At 64.2% G+C, this 23,516-nt stretch carries 15 protein-coding genes; 14 read left to right on the top strand and 1 reads right to left on the bottom strand.

Going from position 1 to position 23,516, the window contains the following annotated elements:
* Positions 1-141 precede the first annotated feature (141 nt).
* The 12 genes from ACIA8K_RS38585 (at position 142) to ACIA8K_RS38530 (ending at position 20,427) form a co-directional block, all read left to right on the top strand.
* Complete coding sequence (locus ACIA8K_RS38585; RefSeq protein ID WP_396068451.1) at positions 142-798, top strand: hypothetical protein; 657 nt, start codon at positions 142-144, stop codon at positions 796-798.
* Positions 795-3,950: a helicase HerA domain-containing protein gene (locus ACIA8K_RS38580; RefSeq protein WP_396068450.1), complete on the top strand. Its 3,156-nt coding sequence runs from the start codon at positions 795-797 to the stop codon at positions 3,948-3,950. Before ACIA8K_RS38585 ends, ACIA8K_RS38580 begins: the two co-directional genes overlap by 4 nt.
* 576 nt (positions 3,951-4,526) lie before the next feature.
* Entirely contained in the window at positions 4,527-4,652 is a 126-nt protein-coding gene (locus ACIA8K_RS38575; RefSeq protein ID WP_396068449.1) for a hypothetical protein, read from the top strand.
* A 280-nt stretch (positions 4,653-4,932) separates the two neighbouring features.
* A complete protein-coding gene (locus tag ACIA8K_RS38570) occupies positions 4,933-5,448 on the top strand; it encodes a DUF1707 domain-containing protein (protein ID WP_396068448.1) in 516 nt (171 codons plus the stop codon).
* A 644-nt stretch (positions 5,449-6,092) separates the two neighbouring features.
* Positions 6,093-6,296 (top strand): transposase, encoded by a 204-nt coding sequence (locus ACIA8K_RS38565; RefSeq protein WP_396068447.1) that lies wholly within the window; start codon positions 6,093-6,095, stop codon positions 6,294-6,296.
* A gap of 84 nt (positions 6,297-6,380) precedes the next feature.
* Positions 6,381-7,178, top strand: coding sequence for a helix-turn-helix domain-containing protein (locus tag ACIA8K_RS38560; protein ID WP_396068446.1), 798 nt, complete (start codon positions 6,381-6,383; stop codon positions 7,176-7,178).
* Entirely contained in the window at positions 7,179-8,930 is a 1,752-nt protein-coding gene (locus ACIA8K_RS38555) for a hypothetical protein (RefSeq protein WP_396068445.1), read from the top strand.
* Between the two features lies 1 nt (position 8,931).
* On the top strand, positions 8,932-10,629 hold the full coding sequence (dptG, locus tag ACIA8K_RS38550) for a DNA phosphorothioation-dependent restriction protein DptG (RefSeq protein ID WP_396068444.1): 1,698 nt from the start codon (positions 8,932-8,934) through the stop codon (positions 10,627-10,629).
* A complete protein-coding gene (locus tag ACIA8K_RS38545) occupies positions 10,626-15,812 on the top strand; it encodes an FtsK/SpoIIIE domain-containing protein (RefSeq protein ID WP_396068443.1) in 5,187 nt (1,728 codons plus the stop codon). Before dptG ends, ACIA8K_RS38545 begins: the two co-directional genes overlap by 4 nt.
* A gap of 343 nt (positions 15,813-16,155) precedes the next feature.
* The gene (locus tag ACIA8K_RS38540) at positions 16,156-17,016 is read left to right on the top strand and encodes a NaeI family type II restriction endonuclease (RefSeq protein ID WP_396068442.1); all 861 of its coding nucleotides are present in this window, start codon (positions 16,156-16,158) and stop codon (positions 17,014-17,016) included.
* Positions 17,017-17,283: 267 nt separating this feature from the next.
* On the top strand, positions 17,284-17,496 hold the full coding sequence (locus ACIA8K_RS38535) for a hypothetical protein (protein WP_396068441.1): 213 nt from the start codon (positions 17,284-17,286) through the stop codon (positions 17,494-17,496).
* Positions 17,497-17,694: 198 nt separating this feature from the next.
* A complete protein-coding gene (locus ACIA8K_RS38530; RefSeq protein WP_396068440.1) occupies positions 17,695-20,427 on the top strand; it encodes an AAA family ATPase in 2,733 nt (910 codons plus the stop codon).
* Here ACIA8K_RS38530 and ACIA8K_RS38525 read toward each other — a convergent pair whose 3' ends face one another.
* Positions 20,428-21,030: a hypothetical protein gene (locus ACIA8K_RS38525; RefSeq protein WP_396068439.1), complete on the bottom strand. Its 603-nt coding sequence runs from the start codon at positions 21,028-21,030 to the stop codon at positions 20,428-20,430.
* A gap of 718 nt (positions 21,031-21,748) precedes the next feature.
* On the opposite strand from ACIA8K_RS38525, the gene ACIA8K_RS38520 reads away from it, so the two are divergent.
* Together ACIA8K_RS38520 and ACIA8K_RS38515 are read left to right on the top strand one after the other, a co-directional pair.
* Complete coding sequence (locus tag ACIA8K_RS38520; RefSeq protein ID WP_396068438.1) at positions 21,749-22,264, top strand: DUF4365 domain-containing protein; 516 nt, start codon at positions 21,749-21,751, stop codon at positions 22,262-22,264.
* Positions 22,261-23,376 carry a hypothetical protein gene (locus ACIA8K_RS38515; protein WP_396068437.1) on the top strand — a complete coding sequence of 372 codons (1,116 nt, stop codon included), beginning with the start codon at positions 22,261-22,263 and terminating at the stop codon, positions 23,374-23,376. Before ACIA8K_RS38520 ends, ACIA8K_RS38515 begins: the two co-directional genes overlap by 4 nt.
* Positions 23,377-23,516: the final 140 nt, after the last annotated feature.

Below are 23,516 nucleotides of genomic sequence, written 5' to 3'. Positions count from 1 at the left end.
TTGTTGTGTGGTAACTCCATCCTACTGAAGAGCGGACCGTCTTTATATCTTGGGGTTCTACTGTGGACTAAAGCGGCTTGCTGAATAAGCCTCATAGATTCCTAACCGGCCGCCGGTCCGGAAACCATGAAGGGGTATTGCATGTCTGACGTCAAGCTGTCGGTCCCAGAGCGGGCACTGCTGTTCATTCTCATGGCGAAGAACTGCGAACTTTCCAACACGGAGATCGCTGAGCAGTACGCGAAGGGCCTGACTCTGACCGGCAAGAACCGCCTAAGATTGATCGACGCAGAACTCATCGAATGCCGCAAGGGAGCTAGAAACGCATACTTCTTCACCTTGGCGGACGGCGGTTGGCACTGGTGCCGGGAGGAGCTGAAGAACCAGCAGGTCCCCGCAGGCTCCGGGTCCGCAGGTCAGGCGCTGTACGCCGTGTTCAACGGCCTGGACCAGTATCTGGATCGCACCGGCCGGAGCCTCGCCCAGATGTTCGGAGGACTGCCAGAACCGCAACAGGCCTCCACTCTGGCGGCCGATGAGCTCGAGAAGGCGATTCGCCAGGTCTACCGCAAAGCTGCGGATCCGGCCGGCAGTTGGGTAGGCCTGGCGGATATCCGCGACGAACTCGTCGATGTCCCCACACGGGACATCGACGGGGTGCTTCGGCTGATGGCACGCATGCCCGGCGTTCGAATCGAGGAGGAGACCAACCAGAAGGCACTGACACGGCGCGACCGGGACGCGGCGGTCACGATCGGCGACCGCGACCAGCACGTGCTGGCAATCGAGGACCTGTGAACGACACGGGGCTCAAGGCACTGTCGACCGTCCGCATCAGCGTCACTCCCTCCCGTGACAACGTCTGGCGAGAGCCTGACTCTCACATCGACACTCTTCATCAGAGCGTGGCGACCGCCGTTCTCGACGCGATCGGTGAGGCCCGTGACAGCGAGGCTCCCAGCCCGGTCGGTCTCGTGATCCAGGGGCAGCGTGGCTCTGGCAAGACACACCTCCTCGGCTGGGTACGTACCCAAGTACAGAGCCAGGACGGCTATTTCTTCCTGGTCAGGCTCCTCGATGGCGCCCACTTCTGGCAGAGCGCCGCTACCTCGATTCTCGATGGGCTCAAGCGGCGTGTGGCCGGTCAGGAAACCCAGCTACGTGTGTTCCTGCGCCGGCTCACCCTGCTGATCGGGGTGCCGTTTGATGCTCGACAGGCGATCGTCGGCGAAGCACCCCTTGACCGGGCGGCCGTCGATGCCTTCCTGAACGCGCTTGCCCAATACGATCCGGAGGTGGCGAGTGCCTGCCGGCACACGGCCCGCGCGCTGGCGATGTTCAACGCCAGCGACTTCACCGCTCAGGAGGTCGGCAACAACTTCCTCCTCGCCGGGGACGAATGCGAACCGGGCGAACGCGCACCGTGGGGTCTTCCACGGGGGCAGTACAAAGCTGAGCAACTGGTCAGCGAGGTCTCCTGGCTACTTGCTCTGACCGGTCCCAGCGTCATCGCCGTCGACCAGATCGACGGTCTGCTCGCTCCATTGGCCAAAGCCATGCAAGGCGGTCAGGACGCCGAGTGGCAGGACTCCGTACTGCTCGATCATGTCGCCAACGGACTGATGGACATTCACGAGGTCACCCGCCGTACCCTCACCGTGATCGCCGCCCAGCACGCCACCTGGGAGGTCATTCGCACGCACGCGATCGCAGCAGTCCAGGACCGGTTCATGGACGCCCAGAACCTCGGCCGGATTCCCAGCCCGGCAGTCGGGCGAGCCCTGGTGGCGAAACGCCTGGAACCTCACTTCCGATCGATGGCATTCACACCGCCGTACCCGACCTGGCCGATCCGGGAAGACGCATTCGACGACGCTGTGAACTACATGCCCCGAAAGCTCCTGCAGATCGTCGCCCAGCACATCCGTGACTGCGTCGCCCAAGGCACCGTGCGGGAACTCATCTCCCTGGGGGCAGCAGGAAACGCCAAGGAGCAGGACCCACCCGCACCCATCCGTCCGCCGGACGCTGCTCTCGTGGCCCTCGACCAACAGTTCGCCGCCCTCCAAGCGTCGGCCACCATCGACAAGGCACTCGCCCGCGACACTGAGGACGCACAGCTGCCAGATCTGCTGTCGGCAGGCCTGCAAGCCTGGATCGCCGAGCGGGGCGAAGCGGGCAGGCATTTCGAGCAGGACCCGCCACCGAGCACCAAACCCGCACTGCACGCCCGGCTCCGCCGCACCATCAACGAGGCAACCGAAGAGGAGGCGCATTGGGGATTCCGGGGTATCTCCCCCGACTATCACGCCATCGCCGTCCTCAACCGCATCCGTACTGCCTGCACCGAGGCCGGGATAGCCGGCGGAGTCGCCGGATATCGACTGTTCCTGTTACGCAACAGCGACTGGCCCAAGTCTCCCAAGAACCGAGAGGCCGTAGCGGATTTCGAGGCAGCGGGTGGACGTCGGCTGACCGTGAGCGACAATGACTTGCGCATCCTGTGGGCTCTGCGAGATCTCCTGGCCAAGGCACCGGCAGACCTACCAGCGTGGTTCGTTTCGCGCCGCCCGACCGAGTCGGTGACGTTCTTGAGCGAGGCACTGGCTGATGCCGACGCTGGCCTACCGTCACCGGTCCGCACATCACCCAGGCAGTCCACAGCTGCATCGCCGGAGGCACATTCGGGCTCGTTATCTCCGGAACCGTCAGGGCCGTTCCTTGGTCTGGGCGTGAGCGTCGAGGACGCCGCACCGGTTCACCTCCAGCTGGAAGCGCTTCGGAAACACACGGCGATCTTCGCGGGCTCCGGTTCCGGCAAGACCGTTCTCCTGCGCCGAATCGTCGAGGAGTGCGCCCTGCAGGGCGTTTCGTCGATCGTGCTGGACCCGAACAACGACCTGGCGCGTCTCGGTGTTCCGTGGCCAGTGCCACCTGCCGAGTGGCAATCCGGTGACAAGGACAAGGCCGCCGACTTCCTCGACAACACAGACGTCGTGGTCTACACCCCCCGACGTGCGGCCGGACGTCCGATCAGCTTCCAGCCGCTGCCGGCCTTTCATGAGCTCGTCGACGACGCCGACGAATTCGAGGCTGCAATCGACGCAGCGCTCGCCACCCTCGCCCCGCGTGCCAAGGTGGCCGGCAGCACCGGGAAGGCAGAACGCGGACGGGCGATCCTGAAGGAAGCCCTGATCCACTACGCCCGCCGAAATCACGAAACCACCCTGCGCGGGTTCATCGGCATGCTGGACAACCTTCCGCCGTACGCAAGCAGCTTCGGCGAGTCCGCGACCAGGACCGCAGCCGACCTCGGGCAGGCATTGACCGCGGCGACAGTGATCGACCCTCTCTTCGGCGGTGTCGGCGAGCCCGTCGACCCTGGCGAGTTGCTTCGCCCAGAAGCCGGAAAGCGAGCGCGGGTATCGGTCATCAGCATGATTGGCCTTTCTTCGGACGAGCAGCGGCAGAGCTTTGTCAACCAGTTGCAGATGGCGCTGTTCGCCTGGGTGAAGAAGCACCCGGCGGGGGAGAAACCGCTCGGAGGACTATTCGTCATGGACGAGGCTCAGACGCTGGCTCCTTCCGGCGCGATGACGGCCTGTACCAAGAGCACGTTGTCGCTGGCGTCACAGGCGCGCAAGTACGGGCTCGGACTCGTCTTCGCCACCCAGTCCCCGAAGGGTCTGCACAACCAGATTCCCGGAAACGCGGCTACCCAGTGCTACGGCCTGCTCAACGCCCCGGTGCAGATCGAGGCCGCCAAGGAGATGGCACGTGCCAAGGGCGGCGACGTGCCGGGGATCTCGCAGCTGCGTAGCGGCGAGTTCTACATCGCGATGGAGGGGCGATCGTTCGCCAAGGTGCGGACACCTCTCTGTTTGAGCTACCACCCCAAAAGCCCTCTGACCACGGAGGAAGTGCTTCAGCGGTCTCGGCCCATCGAATAGGTGACGGTGCTACTCGGGGGCAAGGGCGGCCCCAGAGGCGCTTCGCTCTTCTCGATCGTCCAGCCGCGTTCTCCCTGCTGGGCCGCTCCCGGACCCGCGCCGGGGAGGCAGGATCCGAGGCCCGCGGACACGGAGAGCGCGAGTTGGGTGATCGAAAGGCGCGGCGAGGTCGAGGCAGAGTCCTCTAACTTCGGTTAGCGCAGCCGGCCCTGTGGTCATCTCCGTGGGTCTCGGGCTCTGTCTCTCTATGGTGCTCAACGTTCGTCGTAGCGGATCGTTGGTCTAACGGTACGAAGAGGTCATAGGCAGTCTGCTGCCTCATCTCGAAGGCCTGCGGGCCGACCAGATCACAGCGTCGGCTGGTGGTTTTCGGGTACGGCCGGCGGTGCAGGGTCGAGGTCGCAGTGTTCGGGAGGTGTGGTCGGAACGGGTGCAATCGCGCTATCAGCGGCTGCTGGCCAATCCTCCGATCTTGGGCCGAGTGGTGCGGCCGTGCCTGACGGTGCGGCGGTTCTGCGGGAGCCCGGCCTGTGGCCTGAAGACATTCGTCGAGCAGGTCGATGGATTGGCCCGCCGGTGGGCCCGCCGCAACGAGCCGCGCACGAGCCGGTCCAGGTCGCCGACCGGCTCCACCTGTGGCAGAACCTCGCCACCACCGTCGACATGCTCACCCGACGACACCGATACGCGGTCTTCCCGTAGAACTTTCGAATCTCTACGGACGGTCCGAGATTAAGCAGCGAACGCCGATACCTGGGATGCCCTGTCTCGCTGGAGTCTCGTCGTACTGTGCGGCAGGACCGAGGTCGAGGTTCGTGCGGGCGGCGCAGCAGCGGAGCTCCGGCGTGGATCGGTGCTCGGGCGGCCGACCGGAGGTACCAGCGATGATTCACCACTTAGGCGTGACGGGGGCGACACAAGACTTCCGGGACAGGCCATGTAGCCCATTCGACAGCCCGAGGCGTGCTGCAAGGATTGCGTCGTGGTGGACAACCCGCGGATGTTTGAGCGTGTCGGCGACTCTCAACGAGAACAGGTTCGCACGCTACTCAGCCAAGCCTGTACTGAGGGATACATCGATCTAGTCGAGTACGAGCATCGAATCGCTGCGGTCGTCTCCGCCCGCACCATCGAGGACCTCAGCAGGCAGCTCGCCGACCTCCCCAGCCAGTTCTGGTGGGATCCGCGAAGGCCCGCAGCCCTGGCTCCCGAAACCTCGGTTCAGCCCTCAGCATCCGCCTCGGCTTCGGCGTCCCTGGCGCTGGCAGTCGCGGCGGTCGGCTCCTCGTGCTGCCTTGGCATCGGCATATTCCTCGGCATTCCGGCCGTATGGCTCGCCTGGAAGTCCATGAAGGTTGACCCTTCAAGCACGAACAACACGGCGGTTGCTGGTCTTGTAGTCGGCGCTATCGGCATCCTCACGTCTCTGATGTTCCTAGCTGTCACGCTCTACGGCTGGATCGCGGGTGAATCTGCGGCACCCATCCCGAGCCAGTAGCAAGGACAAGCAGCGACTGCGTCGATCGCCACGCCACTCACCCCGGACACACGCGTGTCCGTCTGCTGACGAAACATCATCCACCCATCAACACACGAGAACGAGCAGCTGCTCATCTCCAAGGCAATGTCAGCGTGGAGATCGCGGACTGTGGGCGGCCCCAGCGAGGTATGCGCTGAGCCTATATAGCGCTACGCCACCGATGGCGTGGGTGCAGGGTCGTGGTCGAGGCGCATGGACTCCTCCGACGCTGAACGTCGAACCGATCACCCGCTGCAAGTCAGCGGCGTCCACTGCCATATGGACGATCCCCCAATAACGCAGGATCGACTCGAACTCGTAACACACACGCCGACGCTTGGTGCGTGGTCAACGTGGATTGAGCTGACTGGCGGCGGTCGTTAATCCTGACGAACACTCCCGTATTAACGTCCGGCGCACCGACGGCCTGTGCGGCATGAGGGCAAGCACTCGTCGACTGGGTTCGTTGACTGACGGTTACACCCGAGATCGTCGCGCAGACCGCGCATTAGGTCGCCCTGGACCGGATCCTGCGCCGACTGATCGGGCTGCTACATGAGGCAGTTGCAGAGGGGGAACAGATCATTCATCGCTAAGCAGTGTTTGATGGATCGTCACTTTCGATGATGATCCATCGTTGCCTCTGTGTGGCTGGTGATTTGGCTAATCGGGAGTGGGAACGGCTTGCGCCGTTGCTTCCGGATACCGATCCACAGCGGGGTGGGCGGTGGCGTGATCACCGGCAGCTGATCGATGGGATGTTGTGGCGGATCGAGAACGGCGCGAGATCGCGGCAGGTCCCGAAGCGGTACGGGCTGCAGCACTAGGCAGGGCAGCGGCTCTTCGTGTCTTGTGCGCACAAGACACAAGTAGAGGTCGACGCCGCTCGCGACGCCTGCAAGAGTGAGCATGTGACGTTTTCGGCAGATGAACACACGCAGGCGGCGAGGCGTGCCGCCCTGGCGGCGGCGCTTTCTGAAGCCCGCCGATCCGCCGGACTTTCGCGCGCCGACCTTGCGGCCCGTGTCGGGATCGACGTAAGCGTGCTCTCGAGGCTCGAAAGCGGGCGATACTTTCATCATCTCAAGGCCTCTACGCTGGATTTGCTAACCGAGACGCTGCGCTGCGGGTGGGCTCTCTACCTTGCTGCGGGGATCGCGCACCCTGACGTCAGCAATCTAGCCGCCGACCAGCAGCATTATCTCGCATTCAATGACCTTCCGGCGGCGAGCACAGCGTTACGCCGGCTTCATCTGCAGAATTTTGCCGAGACTCTGGCTACTCAGACGCTTACCGCCGATGGTCGGCGGGTCGATGAGAAAAAATTGTGGCGGCTGGTTGCTGGTGGTACCTTGCCAGCCCCAGCGAGCAGTGCCGTATGGGGAGCTGGGGCTGCAGCTGCAAGGTTCAAAATCGCGCATGATGCCGCGCACGTCATCCTTCAGACCACGTGCCGGTGGCCAAGGGTTGAGGCGGGCGAGCAAGACACGAATGAACTGGCGGCTGCGCTTCTCGCACCGGCCGCGCAACTGGGTCAGGCGCTCAGGACGGTTCTTTCCATGCCGCGAGATTTGTGGGCACCCGATGCCGATGGCGTTCTTGAGGCGGTGGCGGATTTTCTCGTCATTCCGGGATGGGTCGCCCTGCGATGTCTCGGCTCAGCACGTGATCTTGAATTTTACTTGCAGCCAGAAGAGCAGGAGAATTAAATGATAGAGCCGAAAGATCCGTTCGATCGAGACCTTCCCAGCCCGCTGGCAGCGCTAGCTGCACTGAGGACCTCGGGCGAGGACAGCGTCATTGCCACCAACACCATCTCCGACCGCCAGCGGGCGATGTACGTCAGCACGGAAGTTGACGAAAACCTCGCGCGTTTCATTCAACAGAACAGTAACCTGCGACTGGTCGTGCTAAGTGGCAGCGCCGGCTGCGGCAAGAGCGCGCTGATCCGAAACTTGCAAGCCGCAGTGCCGCCCGGCACCTTCAGCCAAGTCATCGAAGACGCTACGCACGCCGACAGCCCGAGCGAGGATCAGACCCGGACGCTAACACAAGCCTTCACCGGGTTCCGGAATGGTGTCCCTGGCCAGGGGAACCTACTGCTCATCGCGGCAAATACTGGCTTGCTCCTCGAATTCCAGATGAAGCTACGGGAGCGCGGCGAGACCGGGGTCGCTGACCTAGTCGCCTACGTCCTCGGCGTCCTCGGAGTGCCGGCCGCACCTCACGTGCCCGAGGCCCGGGCTCATGACCTAAACGATCATGTCCTTGTTATTGACCTCGATCAGCGCCCCACTTCTGGCGGTGAGGGCAAGCTACTGATGCGGATGCTGCAGACATTCGACCCGAGCCATCCCGGGACCGTCATGTCAGACACCAGACGCTGCGGGACCTGCCAGGTACAGCAATGGTGTGCCCCGCGCACCAATGCTGAGCTGCTTGCCGACCCTGCTGTCGGGCGCACCATCGATCAGGCGTTGGAGCAGATCGCCTATCTGCGCGGCAGAGACATCGCCCCGCGGCAGCTGTGGGACTGCCTGGCGGAGCTTGCGCTGGGCAGCATCGACAGCGCCAGTGACCCATGCGAGAGCGTAGCGGCGGCGGCCGCGGCGCAGGACTACACAGCAGTGTGGGCCGGGCTCCTGCCGAACGGGGCGTTCCTGAGTCCGTCTGGCGATCTGGCAACCGAGCTTGCCGGGCTTGATCCATCGTTCCGGCCAGCCGAGAAGGTGCATGAGGTCATGGCGTCAGCCGGCGTCTTCCCAGACGACGACGCGCGGGCCGTGACACAGCTACTGGGAGCAAAAGCTGGTCAGCGTCTCGCCGTCGAGACTGCCGCCGCGGCGCTACTGAGCCCAGACCTGCCCCGGGCCCGGGCACTCGTACGATGCCACTGGCTTGCTGGTGCCCTCCCACCGTTGTCGCCGGTACCCGCATACTTAACCAATGCCCTGATCAGTGAACCGGGCGATGACATCGACCGCGTCCTCGATGTGGTCGCAGCCGGGCTGGTCTATTCCTTCGGCAGCAGCGCCGAAGGCAGCAGCTACCTCCCCACCGAGAGCCTCGCCGAAACCCGCGACGCCAGGGTTCTCGTGCGCGTCGATTTAGACGAGCATCTGAATATCTTGCCGCCCCGGCCTCTCGTCGCAAATCCGGCCGGATCCGACATCGTTGGTCTCCGCCCGCTCTCCGGACGGCTGCAGATCGGCAGAACCTTCATCGAATTCGACCTGCCTCTGTTCTTGCTCCTGCAGAAAGCGGAGTCGGGAACGCTGCCGTCGACCGTCGACATCGAGCGGTTTCACTCACTGAGGTACGCCGCCGAGCGGCTCGGGAGGACGTCTGCCGAGGACGACACACTGCCCCTGCTGATCACAGACGAAACCCGCGGCACGTTCCGGATCACGGTCGTGAAACGCCGTGGCAACGAACAATTCAAAATCGTGAAGGTGGCGTGACGTGAGTAGCGCAAGTACAGCACTCGAGGCTCTTGCCAGGCAGCTGCCAGGCGCCCAGGCCGGCGTGACGCTCGTCGGCGATGAGATCCTGGTCGACGGGCAGCCGTGCATTAACGTGCCTGGCAAGCGCAGCGACTGGATGCGGCATGAGGCGCCCACTGTGTGGCCAAACACCCCGCACGGGGAGCCGCGGGAAACGCTGCTCTACGGAATCGTGAAAGACGCCGCCGACTACCAGGGCGTGAAGCCCCTCGATGGCACACTGCGCGCCGCGCTGGAGCAAGACCTTCCCGGCGAGAGCGGGGAACAGCGACAGGCGCTGGCCGCTGCGATGACGGCGAAGTTCTGGACGACCGCGGCCGGCCGCCCGCGGGCCGGCGGGCAGGTGCGCCGCTACCTTATGCCGCTGCATTCGCGGCTTCCAATTGCGTTTCAGCAAGAAAAAGCTGAAGGCGGCAAGACCGCATTCGGATACAAGATGTTCCGCGGCACGGTTCTGCCGTTCCTGCTCAGCGACCCCGCCGGCGGCACGGACGAGGCCCTGCTGGACCGTTTTCTCAAGGTCTTCGTTAAGGACACGGACCTCACCCGGCTGGACCGCGAGGTCCTCGAGATCGCGGCGAGACTAGCCCCGGACACGCCCGGCCCGGACGTGGGCACGCTGCTCAGCAAGTCGGGCAAGGTACTCCGCCGGATCGCCGAAGAAGGCGGTGCGCTCTGCCAGCCTTCGCTCGCCCGGTTCCGGAATGATCTAGACCAGGTGCTCGGGCTGGACCTTCCCCGCCGTGATCTCATTAACCAGCTCACAGTGTTACTGGCGCTGCACCTTTCGGTGCGGCTCTACCGGTCCGGCATGGTCCTGAGCGCACAACTCGACCGCTGCATCAGCCTCTTCCCGGGCGGCGAGACGGCTGATAGCGAGAGCTCAGCGTGCGCCGCCGGATGCGCCGGCGACCTCCTTCGCTGCGATGCGGCAGGCCGCATGCAGTTTCGGACTGGGTCTGGCTCCTACCGCCCGGTCAAGCTGAGCGATCCGTGTGTCTCCAGTTACCGGGAGATGACCAGCCGCTACTTGCTGCCGCTACCTGTCACCATCACGTGCGTAAACTTCATCATCGACGCCACTCGCGCGGCCGGCGGGGTGGAGATCCCATCGATGGATCTTACTGCACTGTACGCCGCGCTCATCGATAACAGTCGGCTGCGGGCTCAGATCGACGGGGTAGCCCGCCTGCTCGCCATCTGCCATCTCTACCAGCTGCGTGACGCTGCGGTGCCCGAGCTGCACTCCCTCGATCAGCCGCAGCTGCCCGGGCTCTATCTCCTGCGGGCAGCACTCCTGGAGGGACGCCGGTCGACGATGCGCCGCGAAAGCAGAGACGTAGTGAACCAGCTCGTCAAAGAAGTCCGCAACGGGCGCATGATCGCGAGCAACGGCCCCGCGGCGACCTTCTTCGAGCTCGACGAGGACATGCTGTACCTGCTCGTACGGCTCGTATGCCACGGCGAGCTTGTGCCATTCAGCCGGTTCATCAAAGGGCTGGCGGCCTATGGGCTCGCGCCGCAAAGCTCCGCCGAGGAGCAGCTCCTACAGCAGGCGCTCGAACGCCTTGGGATGCTGCAGCGCTACTCCGACGCTAGCGAGAGCGCTTACGTCCATCACACCGAGACCGACATTGCCGGAGGAGAAACATCGTGATCGCAACTCAGCCGAGCACGGCAGCCGATGTCATCGCTGCCGCCGTCATGGAGATCTCCGGCCAGTCGTCCGGCCACCGCAGGCTTTACCTCCGTACCCACCTGGGCGTGGCCCCTGCGCAGGTATTCGGCGCGCTTGAGCGGTGGATTGACGAGGAGGTACGCGTCGGCGCCGGCGAGGGCCGACTAATCGGCGCGGTGCGCACCGGCAACACACTGCTCGTGCCGTACCTGGTCGACAACAGCACGATGGGCGGGAACCGCGGCGTCCAGGGATACGCTGGAACCCTGCGCACCGACTTCACCGCTCACGCCGGAAACGGCGAACGGCGCGTCCTGCTGGTGCTCGACGAACGGCCCTTCGAAACGGTCATCTCTGCAGCGGAGGACGCCGGCGAACTCGGCCCGCTGAGCTGGAACAGCCTCCTGCGGCGGGTCGCCGCGGCGGCGACCGGTGCCGCAGCGACGCTGGTGCGCGATGTCGCAGCCGACCTGCAGAAGGTGCCCTGGACAGCGCGGTCAGCCACCCTGCTCAACGACTTCGCCAGCTTCGCGGCATCCGAATGGGCAGACCTGCCTGAGGCCGGGCGTGCGCTGCCGGCCCTGCAGCTTTACGTGCAGGACCCGTACCCCAGCCCGGCCAGGCTCGAGCAATCTCGTCAATGGCGCACCGATCTGCAGGCCTGGACCCTGCCGGACAAGGACATGGGCCTGGAGCTGAACCGCCGTGGCGGCGAGCTCACATTCGGCATTCAGAAGGTGCTGGCTGCCCGGGGTGTCAGCGGGCTGGATTGGCAGGCGTTCACGCTCGATGATCTTCCAGCCCGCAAGGACCGGGCTCGGGCAGCCCTGGTGCGGCCACCATCATTGGTCGGCCTGACCTCGTATTTGTCCTCGGGAGACACCGCCGCAGGACAACTCGCCCCTAACGACGAAACCATTGGCCTGCGATTCCGGGGCAATTCCGCAAGCCTCGCACCGTATGTTCGCTGGGGAACGGGCTTACGGCAGCGATGCCATGTCGACGAGGCCGCCATGCTCATCTCTGTCCCTGTCCCGCGGGGCGCGGCCTCGCCCTGGTTGTTCGGGCGAGTCGAGCTGCGGCGGGGCGAATCGCTGGAGCTGGCGATCATCCGGAGCACAGCTACCTGGTTCCCGGCCGATGCAAGCCTGCTGCTCGACACTGAGGCTGGTGCCTTCATTGCGACGCAGCCGGCGCAAATCCTCGCTGTCGGCGGATCCAATACCGTCATCGGTAACGCGGCGTGCGATATCGACGATAGCGATCCGAGCCAGGTCGTTATTGCCCAAGCGGCGTTTGGCGCAGGCGTCCAGCCCATCCCGCTGCTCGTCCAAGACGTGACACAGACACCCGATGATGGCGATCCTGACGATTCACCCGGTGGCGATGGCCCTCAAGATCCCGACGATGCCGACCCGGATGACACCAGTCCCGACGACGACCCGGACGACGCGGACCCGGATGACGGCGATATCCCGCCCACTGAGCTAAAGGCGCAGGAGTCAGGCTTGCACGCACTGCTTACCCTCGCCTCGGCGCGGGCGGCAGACGGCATGCTTCTGCCGGAATCCACGCTGTCCTTCAGCGGCGGGGAGCAGCCCGCCTTCAGCGGCGGTGGCGTCCGCTATCCGCTGGTCAGTCAGCAGCTTGGCGATCTGGACGGGCTCCAGCTCGAGCGGGACGTCCTGGCACAGCCCGCCACCATGGCGTTCTCGGTGTCGCGGGATACCGAGAACCCCGGGCTGCGCGCCGACCCCACGCTGCAGCGGCTCTCTCTCGACTCGCTAGATGCCGACCTTCTAGCGGGGTTCCTGACCGCCCGTGCCAGTTTCTTCGCTGCCCTTACACGGGCAGGCTCGGTGCACGCGCTCCTGTGCGGTCTGGCCGTACCCGAGGCGCAAGGTTACGTCCGCGCCTACCTGGATTTGCTGCACTCTATCCCGGTGCCGGGCAGCTATGAGGCGGAATATGACCGGCTGTTGCTCTGCGACTTGGTGAGCGATCCGGCAACGGGACGCTGTTGGCTGGCGCCGACCAACCCGGTGACTGTCGCCTGGGCCCTGCAAGCGGCCGGCATCGCTGCCAATTGGGTGCAGCAGGGAACGCAGCTGCCCTCCCGCGACATCGCTGCGGTCCGTCCAACCTACCTTCTGCCACTGGTGCACGCCGGAAATGCCTGGTGGGAAACCGACCCGCGGTCCCCACTGCTCTGGCGCGGGTATCGGCAACTCGGGTCGTCAGTCGCGTTGGGCAGCAGCGGCGACCAGACGATCACCCGGCGGCTCGAGAAGTTCCTCCGAGTGTTCCCCCAATATGCAGACCCTCGCCAACGGCTCGCGATTGCCCTGTACGAGCCCGGCGACGGCGGTAGTGCCGCAAAGGCCCTGCGCCGGTTCTACGCGCAAGAGAACCGCCCCGAGGCCGAAGCCTGCCGGCCCCAGCTCGATATCACCGTGTACTGCGATGACGGACAACCCCCCGAGGCACTCACCCGGCTGGTCGCGCCGCACAACGATGCGGACATCGATCGCCTGGTCCGTAGCCGGATCACGCTACGCACCGTCGCCTCCGATGAGGAAAAAGACTTCGCCCACCTATCCTTCGTCTTCCGAGCGCCGGCGGCGCGCGAACCCCGCGACGTCCAGCTAACTGACCGCTGCCCCACGGATTGGGTCGACGGCCTGGCAACGGCCCCCGGACGGCTCAGCCGGATCGGCGCTAACACCATGACCTTCGCCTCCGGGCTCTTCGTCTCGCCCAGCCCGGACGTCCTCACCTCGCTGCTGAACCGGACCCTCGAACTTGTCGGTGGTCAGCCCAACAAGTACCTTCACGAAGGCCACACCCAGACCACCACCACGACAATCAGCACCCATAGCCTGGCCCCGATCTACAGCAGCAGCGTTTGGACCACACACGCTGACCGGCTACTTGGCCCCGAGACCTTCTCGCCTGCAAACAAAAGGCCCTTGACAATCGTCGACTTCGACGACCGCAGCGGCTACTGGCGATCAGGCATGGACAGCATCACTGTGACGGAGCGTGTCGACCCCTATCGCACGGCACTCGCCCGGGCTTTCATCCCGGCCGCCACATTGCATGAAGACGGCCTGCAAGGCCTGATCAACCTCGGCAACGCCGTCAGCGGCCGATGGAACCTCGACCTGCTGTCGCAACCGGTCAACGGCGTCCGCGAACGCCTGGGAATCCTGGCTGCCATCGCGGCCATCCGCGACTTGGACGAGGCGTTCGCCCCTGCCCGCACCGATGACGGAGACCTCGGCGGTGTTCTGCTCCCGCTCGCAGAACTGTTCGCCCTGCTACCCGCGAGCGGCCAGCGCCGCCCCTCGTCGAGGGCCTGCGACGATCTGCTCTACCTCCGCGTCCTGCGGCACACTGACGGCAACATCCATCTGAGGGGCCGGCTACTCGAGGTCAAATACGCCAGCGCTGGCCAGCCCGACCTGAACATCGCGCGCCGTGAGCTGACAGTGACCAGGGACTGGCTCGACGGCGTCTTCAACGTCCGCACACCAGCGCACCGATTCCGGTCGCGAGACCTCGCAGAATTCGTCCGTGCCAGCGTCGCCCGCAACCACAGCTTCGGACTCGAAGGCCTCAGCCTCAGCGATGCGGAAGCCACCGCCAGCGCCATCGCGGCCGGCCGGTTCCGCCTTGACTTCACCTACCAATGCGGCGACAGCGAGCTGGCCGGCGATGTCATCAGCCTCGAACTTGAGTCTCCCGTCCCAGCCCGCCGACAGAGCCTGCCCGGGGAAGGCCCCGCCATGGGATACATCCGGCTCGGCGGGCCCACTCTCCAGCAGCTCGCCCGCCACGCGAACCTCACAAGGCCCTCAGCCTGGCAACCGGTCTCCTTCCCGGCAGACCCGGTGCCAGCCAAAGCTGACGTGGCGCCAGCGACCCGGCCCGATCCGGCGCAGGCACCTGCACCATCCAGCACGCCCTCAACCGCGCCCCAAACGCCGCAGGACTCGGGCGGCCCAACCAACCCAGTGAAGGAGAAGCCAGCCGGGCGGACCGCACCCGTACCGAGCGCCGCCACTACTGCCAGAAAGAGCGCTGAAGTCGCCACCAAGGCTGCCGAACTCGACGACGCCGCCACCAAGTACGGACTGCACCTAGCCCCAATCCAAACTGAGCTCGCCCAGATCGGCCCGTCAGTCATCCGCTTCCGTACCCGGCTGCTCGGCAAGCAGACCCTCGCCGGAGTACGCAGCAAAGCCCTCGACCTCGGCCGGGAAATTGGTATCGCCGACGGCCTTCTGGTGGACCAGGAGCCCTACTACGTAACGCTCGACGTACCCCGGACCGAACGGGTCGTTGTCCCACTCGCCGACTACCTGCCCGAGCTGGCACGCCAGTCCAACCCCGGCGCGCTCTCCTTCTTGCTCGGCATGGCTCCCAGCGGTGACGTACGAGTCGAGGACCTAGCCCGGCTACCCCACCTGCTAGTGGCGGGTGCAACCGGATCGGGCAAGAGCGTCCTGCTACGCGGCCTGCTCTGCTGCCTGGCAGCGATCCGCACGCCGGATCAGCTGCAAATCTTGCTGGTCGACCCCAAGGGAGTCGACTTCGAGCCCTTCGAGCAGCTACCGCATCTGGTCGACAACCGCATCGTGACCGACCCGGGCGACGCCATCAAGATGCTCGGCGATACCTTGGCCCGCGAGGTGGCCTGGCGCCGCGAAACTCTAAAGACATCTGGCGCCACGAGCGCCCTGGAATTCTACGAAAAGGGCGGCACACTCGAACAACTTCCGCAGATGGTTATCCTCGTCGATGAGTTTGCAGATCTAGCAGCCAGCCTGGACCGCACTGCACGACAGGCATTCATGCAGCTAATCCAGCGATTTGGCCAGCTCACCCGCGCCTTCGGCATCTATCTAGTGCTCGCAACCCAGCGACCTAGCGTCCAGGTTATCACCGGCGATATCAAGGCCAACCTCACTGCCCGCGTTGCGCTGAAGGTTCAGTCAGCAATCGACAGCACAACAATCCTGGGCAGAGGTGGCGCCGAGGCACTCCGGGATCAGGGCGACCTACTGTTTGACCATGGCGGCAAAACCGAACGATTGCAGGGCTTCTATACCTCACCCGAGGATGTCCGCAATGTTCTCAGCGCGGGCGCCAAAAGCTAAGCGACCCACACCGGATGACGATACGGTCTGTCCAGCCGTGTTTCGGCCAGCCAGACCGTACCGGCCCAGGCCGTACGGCAATTGCAAGCGTGGATTGCCTCGTATTTTGCCGGCGGCCAGCCGGTTGATCATACTTTTGAGCCGACCACTGCCCCCACCCAACAATTCTCCGCACACGAGGGTGATCCATGTGAGCTCCAGCGATCCGTACGTAACAGGCCCGGACGGCTTGCCTCTCGAATGTCAGGCCGGGCAGAGGCGCAGGGGATCTGGCTCCCGTGCACGTAACACCGCTGCCCGGACGCCGCCGGCACCCCATCTGGTTCTTCGCCCGGAGGCCGACGTGCAGCTGCAAGAGCTGGCGCATTGGTGGTTGACCCAACCCGATCTCGTCGCCCGGTTCGGAAACGCGATCGACTCCGCGATCCAATACGTTTTGGACGGGGGGCGCTCCGGGCGATTTACCCTAAAAGACAAGCGGGTCGACCCGGACGAAAGACGCTCTGTAGGCACGAAACTCCAGTTCCACATCATCGAGGAGTTCAATCTCCCCCGCCTCAAAAGCCCCGACACGAAGGTCGGCGACATCACCTTAGATATCAAGGGAACAGTGGGAGAGAACTGGACGATCCCAGTTGAAGGTCAATGCGAGATCTGCCTACTCGTACGGATCGACACCCATAATCGAAAGCACCAAACATGGCTGATGCGTACCCACCGAAAATGGCTGCACAACGGCGACGGCAACGGCGACCAGAAGCGAGGGATCGCAAAGGATCCGCGCACGCGCTTCGCCCTCCCTTTGTATCTGGAGGCTTCACTACCCCCGGCACCTTTGACTCTGCTCAATGAAGAGCAACTCAAGCTTGTATTCAGTCGCGAAGGCCAAACAAAACGCCTCGTTCACCTCTTCTCGATGTTGCAAGGAACTGTCGTCAACCGCGCCACTATCCTCACTGTCTGCGCGGGGCGTGACGACCCGATACGCCGCGCTCGCGAGGCCAGAGAGCCACTCAAGAACATGGACCTCGCGCTGTTGTGCGGCGCCTGGACCGCGCAGCGGACGATGGCAAGAGAACTGGGCCAAGACCTTTCCGGCAACGCTTGGGTGGCAGTCCCCTGGCACAACATAATTGGACGAGGATCGCTGACCGACGAGGTCCTAGCCTCCATGAACAAGAAAGACGTTGACACCCCGTTCTGATGACAGCAGATTTCGCTGCCAGTCATTACTGAGTCAACCTGACACCTTCGAGCGACACCGCACGGGCGTGAAAAACATTCATTTCCAGGGCGAGCGGAGGGCTATTTTCCGGTCAGCCTTCAGCTCTGAGGTCACTCTCCTGCCCACATCGCTACTTTGGCAATTCACACCCCTCTGGGCGTGATGTCTAGTTAGGTCATGCGATATCGGGATGGTGGATAGACTCGAACTCGTAACACACACGCCGGCACTCGGAGCGTGGTCCACATGGATCGAGCTGGCGGGTTCCAGCCAGTAAACCCCGGCGGTCAGTATCGCAGCAGTATCCCGGCACCATCAGCGATCGGGCGGCTCGGCACCTCTGGCGGTGCCGAGACCGGCAACTTCGTCACACCCGATCCCCTTGCTCGCGTGCTGGAATGGCGGAAATCGGTGGCCCGCATCGTGCTGCCCGCGTTCACCACCTCGCCGACTCAATGAAGGACGGACCGGCACTACTCGATTCCGCGGTGGGGCGGTCACCGCTCTGGCGTCAATCAGACGAATTCAGCTCAGCCAATTGGACCCAAGGGCGCTCTTCACCACCGACCTGTCATGCCTGCCCCAAGGGGCAGGCATGACAGCCATGGGCAGGGTTGCGCACACCGTCATGGCGATCAATGGCAGCAACATGTCATGGTGAGCGGGATCACTGGTCGGCAGGAGGTGGCTGTGCGGTCAAAAGATCGTTCCCGGGCGCTCGTAGTGGCACTTCTGGCAGCACTCGCAGGTATCCTCACCTCTCTCATCGCCATTGCGATCAACGGCGCGACCGGGGACGAGCCGTGGCCGCAGGCCTTTCGGCTGATCCAGGAGCACCCCTGGCGGTCGGTCGTCATCCTGACTCTCGCTGGCATCGTGGTGGCGTTTTTCTTGCTGCGTCTCGGCTCCGGCAGCGACAAGTCAACCGAGGATGACAGCAGCACGTGGGCCGTCGGCCAGACGGTCAGCGGCGGGTCCGGAAACCAAAACCAGGTCATCAGCGGCGGCTCCGGCAGCTTCAGCCAGGTGGTCAGTGGCGGGCCGGCCACCGTCACGCACTATGGCGATGTCATACACCAGACCATCGCGCAGGTACCGCCCGAAGAGACCAAGCCAGTTACCGATGTGCCCGGCCTCCCCGAGTTTGTGGCCGGTACCCTGTTTGACCGCCGAACCCTGCTCCAACAGCTTCGGAGCAAGATGTCGCGATCGGACGGAATGTTCGTCGAACTTGTAGGCCCGCGTGGCATAGGTAAGACCGCAATAGCGGCAGAGCTACTGCGGACCCGGCCGGACAACATCGCGGTCGGCTATCTCGCCGTACGCGGCTATCCCGGTGTAAACGCCTACTCCGTCGTCGACAAGCTCGCCGCCGCCGTCGCAGACGAAGATGATCGCCAGCGGTTGATAGAGAGGCTGGAAAACGGCGACTCAGATCTTCGGATGCGGCTGAACGACGTGCTCGGCGAACTCGGGAGCGGACGGGTATGGCTGGTGGTCGACGATGCCCAGGATCTATTTGTATCCGAGTCTGGCGCATGGCGCGACGAGGCACTTGAACTGCTCTTCTGCGAGCTGAAGAAACGACGACAACACCGTGTCAAAGTTCTGTGGGTGAGCGAGGTGTCGTTGCCGCTGGAAGACACGTTGCTTGAGAGCGTAGATCAAAGGTTGCCTGCGCGGGACTTCGCAGACCTAATCGCCAAGCTCGCTGCTCCCGGTGCCCCCGCCCCTCGCGTGGGGGCCGTGGACAAGGCTGCCCGCGGACACCCACGAACCGCCGAGTTGGTACTGGGCATTCAAGCCGTGAACCCTCACCGTCAAGATGATTCGCTCGACGCCGCACCAGATGCCAAAGCCCTAACGAGGCTTCTGCTGTCAAGCTTGGACGAACATCAGAATCGGGCTCTGCGTCTGTTGGCGGTCCTCGACCGGCCCGCCAGGCCCGCAGTGATCGGGCATCTCGCCGGCCACAGCGCTGACCAGATAAGAGAGGCGCTCGATGAGCTCGTCCGGTGCAGGATCATCCGTCGTTTCGACGATCATTACTATCTGCCTGCCGGCGAGGCCGACCGTATAGCCGAGACGATCACCAACACAAGCGAAATCGTCACGTCCCGGAGCCGTGCGGCGCAGTTCCTAGAAGACGCTGCCGGCCGCGGCAGTGCCGCTCGCCTCGCTGACCTCGACGACGGATTTCATGCCGTCGACCTCTATCTCAACGCGGGTGAGCCTGGACGGGCAGTCCAGCTCATGAGCTTGCTAGACGACCGTTATCTGCGGCGTTGGGGACAGACGGCAGCGTTGACACCATGGCTGGCCAGAGCCTCTGGCCACTTGTTCGGCTATAGAGAGCGCGTGACATACGTCAATCTGGCTGGGGCTGCGTTGGCCCAGCAGGGCCAACTGGCCGTGGCAATTGAGGTGATCGAGAGCGGGATTCGGATGAGCAACAGACCTGCGGGGCAACCTGTCAGCGCTGCCCATCTGGCATTCCTGGTCCAACTGGCCGCCTACTGTTTTCGTGCCGGCCAGGTGTCCAAGGCATCTGCTTGCTATCAGACCTTGCTCGACAGCTCACCGCCAGGCCACAAGGGCATAGACGCGACCCACCTGGGGTTGGCCTTATGCCTGGCTGAGATGGCCGCATTCACCCAGGCCGAGGGACATATCGAGGCCGTCACGAGCATCGATCAAAATCTCGAACCTCAACTCCTTCACCTACAGGCGCTAATCAGCTTCGAGCGCGGCGACGATTCGGACCTCGTCCGGCTGAGGCGGGCGCGAAGCCGGGCCGAGAAGCTGGATGCAAGGGCCATGGTGGCTCAATGCGACGATCTCGCCGCCTGGGTGTGGTTGCTCCGGGGCGACCGAGACAAGGCGAAGGAGGCGGCCACACGCGCCCAGGAGGTGGCGGTCAGGGTCAACGACCCGGACCTCTGGAGTAGCTCACACACGACGTTGGCGGTCCTCGAACTCGGACAGGGTGCCTACGACTCAGCGTTGCGAGCGGCACGTCTTGCCACGCGGTACGCCTCGGGCCTCTCCGCCGCCCAGGCTCTGGCCGTGCTGGGGGTAGCAAGTCTGCGCGCGAGAGAGCCGGAGGTGGACACGAGACAGGCCTTCACTGCGGCCGCTGAATTGGCCCATCGGCTAAAAACTGAGTCGCCCGGGTGTTACCCGCCTCTCGACGTAGAGGGTCTCGCGTTAGCCGGGCTCACCCTGCTCCGGCCGGAGTTGGGCGAGCAGGCGGCCTTCGACTGCTATCTCGCCGCGCGGCAGATCCTGAACACGGGTGGCGCACGGGCCCGGCGGCGCGAGTTGTTCGCCGTTCTCACCGCTGGCTCGTCGAACGGCGCGCTACCCCAGATCAAGGATCTGCTTGGATAGTCACAGCCAGCCGTGGTTCTGCGCGGTGATGAGTGCGTCCGTCCGGTTCTTCGCGCCGATTCGCGTGTATAGGTCACGGAGGAGGCGGAACATCATGCGCTCGGAATAGCCAGCATCGGCAGCCAAGCGCCCGACCGTGGTGCCCAACGCGAGGCTGCGCAACCAGTCCCGCTCCGTCGGTGAAGGGCCAGCCGGAGCAGTTGACTGGGGCGCAGGGGCGACAAGCTCACGCAGCACCTCGACCGGCACTACACTCTCGCCGCGGACTACGGCGCGGAAGCGCTCACGGAAGGCCGACGGCGTACAGTCCCGCGCCATGACGTTGGTCGCTCCAGCCCGCAGAGCACGCACGGAGTCATGCAACGACATCTCATCGAGCAGGACCACCAGCACAAGGTCGGAAGCCGTTCTCTGCAGACGCTCCAAGGTTTGCCAGTCGGCCTCGTTTTGCACGGTGAGGATGACGATCGTGGTCTGCTCATCGCGTACCCACGCAAAGATGTCATCCGGCGCCTCCGACTCGAATCCGGCATCGCGCAGGATCTCCACCACACCGTGCCGGAAGACGGGCAGGGGATCCGCCACAGCGATCCGAACCAGCATCGAACCTGTCATCCTCCTGGCCTGTGGGCAAGCGCTCGTCGATCCTTGTCGACGGCAGGCCAGTTTGCCAGTCGGCCATTTGATGGCAGGGTACTGCCGCCCCGATGACGTCATAGACCGGCAACGCCAGACACACCTAGCGTGAGCTTCATGTCACCACGCGGAGTTCCTCCGGAGTGGTCTTCATCCGACTACTTCGATGACAATGACCCCGACTGGCAGATTCAAAGCATCGACGCACTCCGGGAGGCCGTTCAGAAGTGTCTCGCTACGGCGGCTCGATCGGATGGCGACTTGGCCGACCACATCGACGCCCTAAGTAGAGCCGCCGGTCGCCTGGAACAAGCTTCGGCAGAGCGCCCACACCTGTATGCCGCATCAGCCAACGTGGCGAACGCCGCTCAGGCGGTGACTCAAGCACGCATGTTTCTCCAGGCAGTCCTCAACGAGGGAGGCACCTATTTGAGCGGGTTGTAACGCGGGGTCGCCGTTGAACGATCCTTACGCCGAGCACCAACGTCGACCTCCCAGGATCCGCGCCTCCAGCAGAGGAACGCCCACTCCACCAAGAAGGGTCAATTCGCGCATATCGCGCAGCCGGTCTTCACCAAAAGGTGCCTCCGGCCGACCAGGGGACCGCCAGGGGTTCACCCCGAAGGTGACAAGAAGTATGTTTACGCCCACGGAATGCTTCGGTTGTCGGCTCGGGACAAGGTGGATGGCGTACAACAAGTTCAACCATCAGGGCTATTTCGGAGAGAGCTTCGTCCGGGTGCTGGTCAGTGCCGCCGGCCTGATCGCCGGCCAGCAGGATGTCGATCACACTGGTGTGGACTTCTCGATCGATCTTCCCGGGGTCCGGGGCACGGCGCGGTTTCCGAAGATCGAAGCGCAGGTCAAGTCCTGGTCGGCGCCGAAGGGTAACGATCTTTACTGGCAGTACCCGATGGACGTCGGCAATTACAACAACCTGGCGGGCGAGGGATTCTCGGTGCCCCGCTACCTGTTCCTCATCGTCGTGCCGGATGACGTCGACCAGTACACGCACGTGGACGAGACCGCCACGCGGCTCAGCCATTGCGGCTACTGGGCGTCTCTCCGTAGCCTGCCGGTGATCGATGACGGCTCCCAGAAGACGATCACGGTACGGGTTCCGAAGCAGAACTTGCTGACCGTCAAGGCGCTCCGCGCGCTCCTGCAGCCGATGCCGATTCAGCGGGTGCCCGCATCATGACCCCTGTAAGCGCAGATGAGTTGCGCACGGCCGAGGCACTCGACCCCGAGGCCTTTGCCCAGTACCTGGCGGCCACCGGCTGGTCGTTGGCGCAGCAGCTCGAACGAGCGACTCTGTGGACCCGCAACGAAGACGACGGCGAGTTCCAGGTTCTTGTTCCTGGGGACCGAGCCCTCCGGGATTACGCGAGCCGGGTGTCCGATCTCCTCGCCACGGTCGCCACCGTCGAAGAACGACCGATCCGGTTACTGCTCGATGAGCTGGGGTCTGGTGGTGCGGACACCCTCTCCTTCCGTCTGCTACCCGGTGGTCCGTCCGGCACTATCCCGCTGTTCAATGCGACCGACGCGCTGGCTGGCGTGAAAGAACTCGTCGTTTCGTCCACCTTCTCCCTGCTGAGCCCCGAACCGATGCTCGCGCAAGGGCGCCGGCCCGACGCGGTGCTCGATTTCGCGAAGTCTGTTCGGCTTGGGACGCCCCGAGCCGGAAGCTGGGCCATCGCAGCGCAACTGGCCTTGCCCGAGAGCACACCAGACGGCGAGATCCCGTTGGCCCGGCAGGTGACGCTGCGGATGCACAGCGCGGTCCGCGCCTGCTATGCCGCTTCCGGTGAAGCGTTGCGCGACTACGACATCGGGCTTTTCCTCCGCCGTACCGGCGAAGGAGTTTCCTCGAACGTGTGTGACGCGCTTGCCAAGCTGGGCCGCGACAACGTTCCCTACGACATGCGGTTCAGCTGGGCGCGGCGCCTGCCGGCCGGCGTACCGGCACGCTCCTTCCGGTTCAGCTCAGCCCGGATCGAGGTGCTGCGGACCGCTGCGGAGCAACTCAAACTCGCAGTCCCGGACGGCGAGATGACCATCGAGGGTACGGTCAGCAAGCTGCGGCGGGAGCCGGGCGAGGGCGGTCAGGCAACGGTCCGCGGCCCGCTCTCGACGATCTACGGATCATCAGAGCGTCCGGTACGGGTGCTACTGCCGGACGACCTCTATCAGAGCGTCGTCAGTGCACACGGGCGTCAGCAACAGGTGCGCATTACCGGGATCGCCGTGAGAGGACGCATCGAGCGGGTCACCCGCGTCGAGGTATTGGACACGACCTCTCAAATATGAGGTCTCTGCCAGCGGCGAATCCCTCATTCGGCTGATCGGCGCGACAACCGAACGACGGCGAAAAAGCCGTACGTGCGGTTACATCCGACTGTGTTGATCTGGATACGATCATCGCTGCCACAACGACTGAGGGAGATGAA

The organism is Catenuloplanes sp. NPDC051500 (assembly GCF_044454585.1).
Lineage (GTDB): Bacteria > Actinomycetota > Actinomycetes > Mycobacteriales > Micromonosporaceae > Catenuloplanes.
This window is presented reverse-complemented; position numbering and strand designations above follow the sequence as displayed.